Annotated in this window: 6 protein-coding genes; 4 read left to right on the top strand and 2 right to left on the bottom strand. The window is 38.8% G+C overall.

The genetic code is table 11. The annotated features are described in order from the left end of the window. The 4 genes from OW492_RS16075 to OW492_RS16060 form a co-directional block, all read left to right on the top strand. On the top strand, positions 1-3,543 hold a 3,543-nt coding region (locus tag OW492_RS16075), incomplete at its 5' end, for an Ig-like domain-containing protein (protein ID WP_290041454.1). A 1-nt stretch (position 3,544) separates the two neighbouring features. Next, positions 3,545-4,831, top strand: coding sequence for a TolC family protein (locus tag OW492_RS16070; RefSeq protein ID WP_290041453.1), 1,287 nt, complete (start codon positions 3,545-3,547; stop codon positions 4,829-4,831). Further along, positions 4,831-7,011 carry a type I secretion system permease/ATPase gene (locus OW492_RS16065; protein ID WP_290041451.1) on the top strand — a complete coding sequence of 727 codons (2,181 nt, stop codon included), beginning with the start codon at positions 4,831-4,833 and terminating at the stop codon, positions 7,009-7,011. The genes OW492_RS16070 and OW492_RS16065 overlap by 1 nt, the downstream gene beginning before the upstream one ends. Then, the gene (locus OW492_RS16060) at positions 7,004-8,191 is read left to right on the top strand and encodes an HlyD family efflux transporter periplasmic adaptor subunit (RefSeq protein ID WP_290041450.1); all 1,188 of its coding nucleotides are present in this window, start codon (positions 7,004-7,006) and stop codon (positions 8,189-8,191) included. The genes OW492_RS16065 and OW492_RS16060 overlap by 8 nt, the downstream gene beginning before the upstream one ends. 51 nt (positions 8,192-8,242) lie before the next feature. Here the strand turns inward: OW492_RS16060 and OW492_RS16055 are convergent, their stop codons facing one another. Both OW492_RS16055 and OW492_RS16050 read right to left on the bottom strand, forming a co-directional pair. Then, on the bottom strand, positions 8,243-9,427 hold the full coding sequence (locus OW492_RS16055) for a putative zinc-binding metallopeptidase (protein WP_290041449.1): 1,185 nt from the start codon (positions 9,425-9,427) through the stop codon (positions 8,243-8,245). 34 nt (positions 9,428-9,461) lie between these two features. Further along, entirely contained in the window at positions 9,462-10,226 is a 765-nt protein-coding gene (locus OW492_RS16050) for an SHOCT domain-containing protein (RefSeq protein ID WP_290041448.1), read from the bottom strand. Positions 10,227-10,649: the final 423 nt, after the last annotated feature.

Below are 10,649 nucleotides of genomic sequence, written 5' to 3'. Positions count from 1 at the left end.
AGCGTCGATTCAATTATTACCAATGATACAACTCCTGCGATCACCGGTACGATTGATGATCCAACGGCAGCGGTTGTGGTGACGGTCAATGATATTGAATATACAGCAACGAACAATGGTAATGGCACGTGGACATTAGCTGATAATGAATTAGCCGCATTAACCGAAGGTGAAATTGCGGTGAGTGTGGTGGCAACAGATACGGCGAATAACAGCAGTGACGTTGCAACTGGCACAATTACCGTTGATTTAATAGCGCCAACGGTAGCGGTGACGTCAATCACTACAAACGATACAACTCCTGCGATCACCGGTACGATTGATGATCCAACGGCCGCGGTTGTGGTGACGGTCAATGATATTGAATATACAGCAACGAACAATGGTAATGGCACGTGGACGTTAGCGGATAACGAATTAGCAGCACTGACTGAGGGTGACATCGCAGTAAGTGTGGTGGCAACGGATACGGCGAACAACAGCAGTGACGTTGCAACCGGCACAATTACCATTGATTTAACAGCGCCTACTGTAGACGATCTATTATTAACGGTAGATGAATCAAATCTTGCGACTACAGTTTCTGTTTCAGGTTCTTTAACCATTTCTGAGGAGCTAAGTAACCTTACATTAATAGCACCTACAGATGTTTATACATCACAAGGAGAAGCCGTTACTTGGACCTTAACAACAGGTGCGCAAAATACGCAGATATTAACAGGTAGCACTAGTTCTGGTGATGTAGCAATACTCTCATTAGATAGTGATGGTAATTATAATTTCGACTTAGTTGCTCCACTTGATCATATAGCCCAAGGAAGTGATGAATTAACTGTCGCATTTGGTGTTGAGGCGACAGATCTCGTTGGTAATATTGGTGAAACAGCGCAGTTAGTTGTCAATGTTATAGATGATATTGCTAGTGTAATCGCATATCAACAGGAGGTCGTTGATACGGTTAATACTTTATATAGTGGCGATATTGTGGTTAACGCTGGTGCGGATGGCGTTGAGGTATCAACTATCACAATAGATGGATATACCTTTAGTTACGATACTGACAGTAACTTAATTACCACTTATGGTAGCTCTGATATTGTGAATGCTTTTGAGGAAACAGACTATGATACTGACACTCAAATATTAACTATAGATACTATTAAAGGTGAAACTATCACCGTTGATTTAGCCTCAGGTGAATACAGCTATACCACAACAGGAGTTGCAGACGTTGAAGCTACCGTTGAATCTAGCCCTGAAGTCGCATTAGGTGCAGATAATTCTTTATTAGGATTAGTAGGCGTTGATGCTTTGAATCTTATTGATTTCAGCTCGAGCCAAGCGTTTTCTGCAATTGATGCTAATAATGATATAACACAGGTTGTTATCTCTACTGAAAGTATAAGTGTTAACTTAGGTTATGCTGGTTTCAAGTATTCAATTGATATGGCTAAAGAGTTTGGTCTGAAAATCGTTACAGATGATTTAGGCTTTTTAATTGGGACTACTGCCTCAATTATCATTACATCTTTAGATGATTCAACCATTACTAATCAACAATTGAATGAGTTTCTTGGAAGTGTGTATTGGAAGGAAGTTGGTGTTTCACTTGGTGTATTACCTACTTTAACAATTACAGCTACTGACTCAGAAGGCAATGCTGTCAGTTCTACGAACTCGGACCTCGCTTCTCTTGGACTTTTATCAACAGGTGATAGTCCTGATTACTTGTTTGAAGGCGATGATAATGCAAATACAAATACAAGCTTAACTGGCAGCGAACGTATTTATGGTTACGGTGGCAATGACACTTTAAATGGTGGCGAAGGTGCAGATCTATTACGTGGTGGTGCTGGTAACGATATATTAGATGGTGGAACAGGTAACGATATCCTTATTGGTGGAATAGGTAATGATACCTTAACTGGCGGTACAGGAAATGATGTGTTCCGTTGGGAAACCGTTGATGTAGCTAGTGTTGATACTATTACCGACTTTGAAATGGGACCTGTTGCGGGTGGTGCTGATATTATTGACCTTGCTGAATTATTAAATGGCGAAGGTAAAATAGGTACCTCAGGTGCAGGTAATTTATCTAACTTCTTACACTTTGAATTTGATGGAACAGATACAACACTTTATATCAGTGCAGATGGTGACTTCCAAGGTGGTTATACAACAGCAGAGGTTGATCAAAGCATCATATTTAGTGGAGTAGATATCACAGAAGGGCTTTCTACTGACCAAGATATTATTGAAAACTTACTTGCGAATGGCAATTTATTAGTTGATGACCTCGCCTTAGGAGACGATGTTCTAGGTGGGACTACAACTATCGATATTGACTTAGTTGATGGTGATGGTGATATTTCCCAAGCAACCGTTGATTTTGAAAGCTCGGGTGCTGCTCCAGAGGTTATTTCAAATGTTGATAATACTGCACCAATCGTGTGTGCTTCGAATACTTCTTTATTAGGGTTAGTAGCAGTCCAAGCGTTAGACATTATTAACTTAGATAACCAAGCCCTTACTGCAATAGATATTGATGGTAACTTGACTAGTGTGGAAGTGAATTACCAAGCCTTGTTAGATGTCAGCTTAACAGAGCTAACATTAGCTGCATCAAACGAAATGGCTGCCGAGTTAGGGCTACAAATAGAAGTCAGTAATAACTCTGGTTTATTAGGGCTTGTTGCAGCTTCTTCGACGCTCACTATTACCGCAGTAGATGGCGGCACAATAGATAATCAATCAATTAATGAATTACTAGCAACAGTTCAATTTTATGATAATGAAGGGCTATTAGGCGGAGCGCTTGAATTAAATGTACAAGCTGATGTGTTAAATAACTTAACGATCACGGCAACTGATTCAGAAGGTGCAAGTAGTAGTGGCTCATTAGGTGACCTCGTAAGTGCTGATGCTCTTAACGATATCCTATTTGATATTGATACGGTTAAAGAAGGTGATAGCGGTCAAAACGAAATGGACTATGGCTATAGTTCAAGCGGCCTTCGTTTATATGGTTACGGTGATAATGACGTATTGATAGGCGGCAGTGGTAATGACCTTATCCGTGGAGGGTCTGGTGATGATAATTTAATCGGTGGTGCTGGTAACGATATGCTTATCGATGGTAGCGGTAGCGATACTTTCAGTGGTGGTGATGGAGATGATTTAATCTCTATTTCAGGTGGTCAGTTTGAAAGTATTGATGGCGGTGAAGGTAGTGATACTTTAATGCTTGATGATGGACTAGATTTAGACTTGAGCGATGCCAACATCGGTGCTATCACTAATATCGAAACGATTGACTTAAGTGAAGGCGAAACTGGTAATGTGTTAAAACTCACTGAAGAAGCGGTGAAAGCATTAACGGATGAGGAAGATACGTTAACCATTAATGGTGATGCTAATGATTCTGTTGATATGGAGGGTGCTACATTTGCCGGAAGTTCGGTAGTGAATGGAGTTGCTTATAACGAGTATCACTTAGGTACTACAACCTTGTATGTTGACGAAGAGATAGGGACAACTATTTAATATGCCCATTAAACGTTACTTTATGGTTATGCTGCTTTTATGTGCTAAGGGCAGCAGTGTTTATGCTTTAGATGAATATAATCAAAGTACTAATCAGTTTTCTTTAGTGCAGTTAGTGAATATAGGGTTAGCAAATAACCCTAAAATCAAAGTAGAAGAGGCGAAAATCCAAAGTGCTATTACGCAAATAAAAGTGGAAGAGGGGGGCTATTGGCCCTCTTTAGATTTATCGGTTGGACCAGAGCACGGGTTATATGGAGAGCTAGGTTACGATGTGACTCTTTCACAAACCTTGTATGACTGGGGGAAAGTAGCGAGTAATATCGATTCAGCCACAGCGAAGAAAGTAAAACAAGTGCATGCTTTATTAAGTGCTCGATCGGAAGTTGCATTAGAGGTCATTGAGGTTTGCTATGAGATCTACACTGCGCGGGAAAAATTAAACGTATTACAGCAGTATCAAAGTGAGCTACATAGTATTTATTTGTTAGCTAAAGAACGAGATAATTATCAATTTAGCGACAGCTCAGAATTAAGTAAAGTATTTAAATATCAAGCTTATGTTGATGAGCAATTTGCAACTATTCAGGGCGAACTTAAAGCGGCAGAACGGCTTTATATATTACTTCTTAGACAACCTCCTAGCACCCTACCTCAATTTACTGAGTCATTCGACATATTTGAACAATTGAATACTCAAGATAAATTAGAGGAAAATATTGTTCAATCTCCTGATTATATGCAAGCTCAGCAAGATATTTATATTGCTGAATTTGATGCTAAAAGTGCCAGTGCGGGCTTGAAGCCTAATGTGGTGTTGGAAGCAAGTACGATAAAAAGAGATGTAAATGGTGTACTTACTAAAGACTCTTCTATTGGCATTAATGTAAAAATGCAAATTAACCAAGGTCTATCTGCCTATTATCAAGCGCAATCTGAACTACAATTAGTAGAAGCTGCAAAATGGGAGTTACAGTCAGTACATCGTGATTTAGCACGAGAGTTTGGTTCTGATAGTGAAAGTAGAATTGCGTTACGACAAAGAGTCGAAGCGTTAAAATATCAAGTTAAAGAATCTTCGCATTTAGTCAAAGTTTATTTAGACCAATTCAGTGCAGGTTTAAGAACTATTGAAGATCTATTGACCAATGAAGCGGAGACATTCCAATTAAAAACGCAGTTAATTAGTGCTTCATCAGAATATCAAATGTTGCCTTATCGTACCGCTTCAAAACTAGGCATGTTGAATAAGCTATTATTGCTGCAAGGTGAGAGAGAAAGATACTAATGGAAAAAGGAACAGAACAACAACAAGAAAAAACGCTTCCTCATTCTTCTCGTCGATTCCAATTTACAAAAGTACAAAAAGATCCTTTAAGAAAAGGCCTTGTTTTGTTTTGTGGATTATTTGACCGAAAAGTAACCTCTTCTGAGTTAGCTGATGGTTATCCACTGCATGAAGGAAAGTTGGCATTAGATTATGTTCCGCGTTCCCTTGCTCGTATAGGCTTGTCTGCACGTGTTGTGGATATTGAACTTGAAGATATCTTTGAACGTTTATTGCCAGCGTTATTATTAACTGAGTCTGGTACTACGGTTATTCTTTCAGAGTTAGATCTTAAACAAGGTACAGCAAAAGTTTTATTGCCAGAGACTGGAGGCGGTATTAATGATCTCAGCCTTGATGAACTCAAAGATATTTATACAGGTACTGCTATTCTTGCTAAACCTAAGTTTAGAAAAGATGATCGTGCTGGAAACTATGCAAAAGAAGCAAATGAGCACTGGTTTAAAGGGCCATTAGCTCGTTGTTGGCCTGCCTATGCAGAAGTCGCAGTTGCTTCTTTTGTCGCAAATTTATTAGCTGTAGCAACTTCATTATTTGCTTTACAAGTTTACGATAGAGTCGTACCGAATAGTGCATTTGATACGCTTTTTGTTCTCTCCTCTGGAGTTATCCTCGCCATTATTCTGGATTTTGTTATTAGAGTGATACGTGCGCATTTATTAGATGCCACAGGGAAGCGTCTGGATATAAAACTATCCTCTCTATTGTTTGAACGAGTGATGCAGATTCGTTTATCTGCTAAACCTGGATCTACTGGTGCTTTCAGCAGCCAGATTAGAGAGTTTGAAAGTGTTCGTGAATTCTTTACCTCTTCAACAGCTGCGACTATCAGTGATTTTCCTTTTATTATTATCTTCTTAAGTGTGATTGCTTACATTGGTGGTTCTGTAGTCTGGGTACCTGTGATCGGTATTTTATTAATGTTACTACCTAGTTTATTGATGCAAAAAAAGTTAGCTAAATTATCTCGTGCAAACCTTAGAGAAGGCGCGATTAAACACGGTTTAATGTTAGAAGTAATAGACAATTTAGAAACAGTAAAGACGACGCGTGCAGAAGGGAGGAATTTAAAGTTATGGGAAGAGTTGTCAGCGCAACTAGCCGATGAAAATGTGCTACTTAAAAGAATTCATTCCTTTTTAACTTTAGGTGCTTCGATGACTCAACAGCTTTGTTATGTTGGCGTGCTAATTATTGGTGTTTTCGAAATCAATAATGGCAATCTAACGATAGGTGGTTTGATTGCTTGTACCATGTTGGTTTCTCGTACTATTGCGCCTGTAAATCAAATGGCCGGTGTATTGGTTCGTTGGCAACATGTAAAAGTTGCCCTTGAAGGCTTAGATGAACTAATGAATGCACCTATTGAACGTACTGTGGATCGTAAGTTTGTACGTAAACCTGATTTAAAGGGCGAGTATCACGTAGATAATATTAAGTTTCGTTATTCTCAAGAAGATGCATTGACTCTAGATATTCAAGACTTAAAAATTACAGCTGGTAGTCGAGTTATGCTATTGGGTTGTAATGGTGCCGGCAAGTCGACGTTATTGCGAATATTAGCAGGGTTAAGCGATCCAAGTGATGGTCGAGTATTAATGGATAATGTCAATTTAGGACAAATAGACCCTAGTGATCGACGTCAAGGGATAGGTTATCTGCCACAAGATATCGCATTATTTCATGGTACTTTACGAGATAATCTATTGCTCGATGGTGAAAGCCATAGCGACAATGAATTATTCGAAGCGTTAGATGCAATCGGTTTAGGTACTGCAGCCAGAGAGCACCCTTTAGGTCTAGATTTGCCTATTTTAGGGAATGGCAGTGTGTCGGGTGGACAGCGACAAGCAATTGGATTGGCGCGTATTATATTACAAGATCCACGCATTGTTTTAATGGATGAGCCGACTGCTGCATTTGACCAAAATAGTGAAGAAAAAGTATTGGTTTTTCTTAACCAATGGCTGAAAGGACGGACACTTATTATGTCCACACATAAAAGAAGGATGTTATCGATTGGGCAAAGAGGAGTGGTTCTGCATAAAGGGAAAGTGATCATGGATGGTTCATTAAAAGAAATTCTTTCTACTAATAAACAGGGCAAGTCTAATGTCTAAACAGCATAAGCAATCACGATTATTAAGGTCTTTAAATGACCCAGAGTATACGGTTATGCACCCTGCGGCAAAACCAGGCTTATGGTTAAGTATCTTAACGGTGATTTTATTCGTGGTATGGGCAAGTTTTGCAGAAATAGATGAAGTAACACGAGGTGAGGGGCGCATTATCCCTTCGAGCCGTTTACAAATGATCCAAAGCTTAGAGGGGGGAATTATTGAAGCTCTGCTAGTGGATGAAGGCGATATGGTAGAGGCTGGGCAAGTGTTAGTCAGCTTAGATCAAACAAGATTTTACGCAGCTTACATGGAAGGGCTTAGCCAAGCTGTTGCCTTGAAAGCAGCGATTGCTCGATTAGACTCAGAAGTAAAAAATCAAAATACGATCACTTTCCCCGATGGATTCGATTTAGATACACCTGAAGCGAAATCTGAAATAGCACTGTTTAAAGCTCGTCGAGATAGAAAACAGCAAACAATTGCATCTTTGCAACGTGAAATTGATATATCCAACAAAGAGTATTCTGTACTGAAACCATTAGTAAAACGTAAAGCTGTCAGTAAGATGGAATTATTGAAAGTTGATAAAACCATCGAAGAGTTAAAAGGGAAGGTGGCTAGTGTAAATAATAGTTATATGCAGGACGCTTATACAGAGCTTACCGAGAAAAAAGGCTATTTAAATGCGTTAATGGAAACATTAGTACAGAAGGAAGATCAATTAAAACGTACTCAAATTGTGTCGCCAGTACGTGGACAAATTAACGATATTTTAGTCACAACAAGAGGTGGTGTCATTCAACCTGGTGAACCGATCATGAAGGTGTTACCTGTTGATGACCAGCTATTAATTGAAGCACGTATTAAACCTAAAGATGTTGCATTTTTAGCACCAGGTATGAAAGCAAAAGTGAAAATTACCGCCTATGACTATACTATTTATGGTGATTTAGAAGGTACATTGGAACAAATCAGTGCGGATACATTTGAAGAAGATACGGCAAAAGGTAAAGAATATTATTACCAAGTTTTAATACATACAGATAAAAATTATCTTGAACGTAATGGTGAAAAATTGCCAATTAGGCCAGGTATGATAACTCAAGTGGATATACTTGGCGCTAAGCGAACTGTACTTAGCTATTTATTAAAACCATTAATTAAAGCATCGCTTTATTAATGTATTTACACCGCTGATTGTTAAGCGGTGTGGATATCCATTTATTGTCGCCTATTTTGTAATAGTGAGCTTATTTGCTTCTGCTTTCCCTAACTTAGGAAGCAGGTGTAATTTGTTATGTATCGCGTGATGGATGAATGATAGCTTGGTTCTTACCGCCTGCGTTAAAATAAAAGGGTAAGCATCTGCCAATCCCATACTTCGATTCAAAGAGTTCAGCATCACCGAGAACTCTACCCAACTATCGAGAATCTGCGTAATGTCTTTTTGTCCCATAAAGTAAGAAGCATCTTGCGGTAGATTCAAAGCCTCAAACTCTTCAGTATCATGCCCCGATGTAGAGCCACTAATAGAGAAATTTTGTGCAGTCTCCAAGGTATCAATAATATGCATATAATGAGCCCATGTTTCTGCCCAATCTTCATAGGGATGCATAGTCGCATATTCACTGATAAAAGTGTCACGCCAATTCTCTGGTGCACCCTGTTTATAATGTTTGTCGAGCGCCTCTTGATAATCTAATTCATCATCTCCAAAGTATCGCTTACATAGAGTATGTTTTTCAGGTGTTTGAGCTATTAATTGATCAAAATAATAATGGCCTAATTCATGGCGGAAATGGCCTAGTAGCGTCCGGTATCGTTCTCCCATAGCATGTTTGGTTTGCGAACGAGCAACATCATCAGCTTCCGCTAAATTAATAGTAATATGTCCACAGTCATGACCAGTAAAGACGGTTTCTTGACCAGCTAATGGGCTAGAAAAATGATCATTTACATTACGATCTGCGATGAAATCAAAGCTCAGCCCCGTTACCGGATCTTCTGCTAGATTACGTAAAGGCACAGGTAAAGCATTTAGCGTATAAAGTGCTCGTCGTTTTGCTGTTTCCATTTTATGCCACAATGGAATGTGCTCTATGATAGTTAAATCTGGTACCGTTTCATTAAATCGGCAAGCAAAACACAATACCTCATCACTGTCAGCAATTGGGCTGAAAGTGCTTAGATTCACCATGCCATTACAGGCATTAAATTGGATGTGGTTATCACATTTCTTATATTTTACCTGTGGAGTACCCTGTTTATAAAAGAGTCCTGTTTTTGGCTCTATTTCATAGGGTTCAACTTGATCAAATTGATCATCAATTCCAACTGTTTTTCCACAGGCAAGGCAGTGGCTACTTTCAAAAAATAGAATCGGCTGCTCACTACAATTACATTTAAATGTTTTCATCTTTTTACCGTATAAAGTGCTAACAAAGCAGTATTTAGCCTTTGTTTAATAGTTCTGTTTTCTTTTTAGTGAACTCATCTTCAGTTAACACTCCCATATCTCTCAATTCCGACAATTTAGTAATAATTTCAATCATCTGATTAGCAGCGTTAAACTGCTCATTAGGCATTTCTGCCGTTGTTGTCGGTGCTTCAGTTGACTGCGTTACTGAATGATTTTCTTGTGCAAAATTGGTATTGCCTGAAGCGGGTAATGATTGGCCTGAAATTAAAGGCAAACTACTGATATGAATATTGCCCCATTGGCTACTAAAAGTAAGTGAATCGTTGCTTCCCTGTTGCTGGCTAACACCGCCGATATTATGGTCAAGTGTATCGTAAATAGAGATTTGACCATTTAACTCAACCGCTAACCTATTAGGAAATACAGCATAACGAATATTGTTTTGCGCTCCACTACTGAAGGGTTGTCCTAAATCTGTTGGCCACCATTGATTACTACCTGGTGTACCAGCAGGGACAACAGGGAATATTTGATTATTAGTCAAAACATTAGCCAACTCGTTACATAAATTATCAACGGTCATTTTTAAACCGCTATTAAACATATCACCTACCATGGTCATTCCCCCACGCATCCATTGTCCTGACCCACCTAATTCCGGGCAGTTAAATTGTGCCATGGAGCAGCCGCCATTATTTACCGCAACGAGCATATGTACGATGGCATCTTGGCTTAAGCCATAACGAGAAGAGAGTTCGTTGACGAAGTGTTCACCAATATCTGTTAGCTTTTGCATAAGGCTGTATCCCATTTGGTAGTGTTAAGTGTGGTTGTTAAGGTGAATAAATCGTTATGGTGTTGTTGAGTTTTTTCGCAGTTATTTTAATGTTAAATAAATGCTCAAAATATGCTCTATCATAGCATTATTGTTAACCTACAGAGCAGCTTTATTATGAACTATTTTTTAAATCTAGCAGGCTGGTGTAATGCTCTGATAATGAGGGATATTATTCATGCGCCGGCAAATAAAAATATGAACTATGTTGTTCTTATTCTAAATTTTAGTTCTATTTTAGTGCATTTATTGCACCAGTCGGCACGTCTTAAATTATTATCCTAGTGTAGTCTTTGTTTATGAAACCCATTAATTTAGGATTGAAGGCCCTTAATTAAGGCTAATGACTTATTTCCATTATATTTCATGCAAGTGGAATAAATA

Source organism: Psychromonas sp. 14N.309.X.WAT.B.A12, from assembly GCF_030397575.1.
Classification (GTDB): domain Bacteria; phylum Pseudomonadota; class Gammaproteobacteria; order Enterobacterales; family Psychromonadaceae; genus Psychromonas.
This window is presented reverse-complemented; position numbering and strand designations above follow the sequence as displayed.

Coding starts and splice junctions, on each gene's coding strand:
- OW492_RS16070 (WP_290041453.1), top strand. CDS start 3,545: ATGCCCATTAAACGTTACTTTATGGTTATGCTGCTTTTATGTGCTAAG.
- OW492_RS16050 (WP_290041448.1), bottom strand. CDS start 10,226: ATGCAAAAGCTAACAGATATTGGTGAACACTTCGTCAACGAACTCTCT.
- OW492_RS16065 (WP_290041451.1), top strand. CDS start 4,831: ATGGAAAAAGGAACAGAACAACAACAAGAAAAAACGCTTCCTCATTCT.
- OW492_RS16055 (WP_290041449.1), bottom strand. CDS start 9,427: ATGAAAACATTTAAATGTAATTGTAGTGAGCAGCCGATTCTATTTTTT.
- OW492_RS16060 (WP_290041450.1), top strand. CDS start 7,004: ATGTCTAAACAGCATAAGCAATCACGATTATTAAGGTCTTTAAATGAC.